We start from the raw sequence: 273 nt of genomic DNA, 5'->3' as shown, positions 1-273 counted from the left end.
TTTAACGCATAAAAAAGCAGAAAAAAAACCGTTGCTACGGTAATATGTTGCCCTTTCATCAACTAACTGATTTCGATTTATGCCACAAATTTCCCGCTACAGTGCTGAACAGGTTGAACAATTGCTCGCAGAGCTGCTCAACGTACTGGAAAAACATAAGGCTCCGACCGACCTTTCCCTGATGGTGTTAGGCAACATGGTCACTAACCTTATCAACACCAGCATTGCCCCGGCCCAACGCCAGGCAATTGCCAACTCTTTTGCCCGCGCCTT

At 46.5% G+C, this 273-nt stretch carries 1 protein-coding gene; it reads left to right on the top strand.

Annotated elements, in window-relative coordinates; translation table 11 throughout:
• Positions 1-79 precede the first annotated feature (79 nt).
• Positions 80-273 (top strand): YejL family protein (locus FN960_RS24060; RefSeq protein ID WP_143850812.1); only part of this gene is annotated, 194 nt, incomplete at its 3' end.

Source organism: Alkalicoccobacillus porphyridii (genome assembly GCF_007293315.1).
Taxonomy (GTDB): Bacteria; Bacillota; Bacilli; order Bacillales; family Bacillaceae_D; genus Alkalicoccobacillus; species Alkalicoccobacillus porphyridii.
Note: the sequence above shows the minus strand (reverse complement) of the source record. Positions and strands in the feature narration are given on the sequence as shown.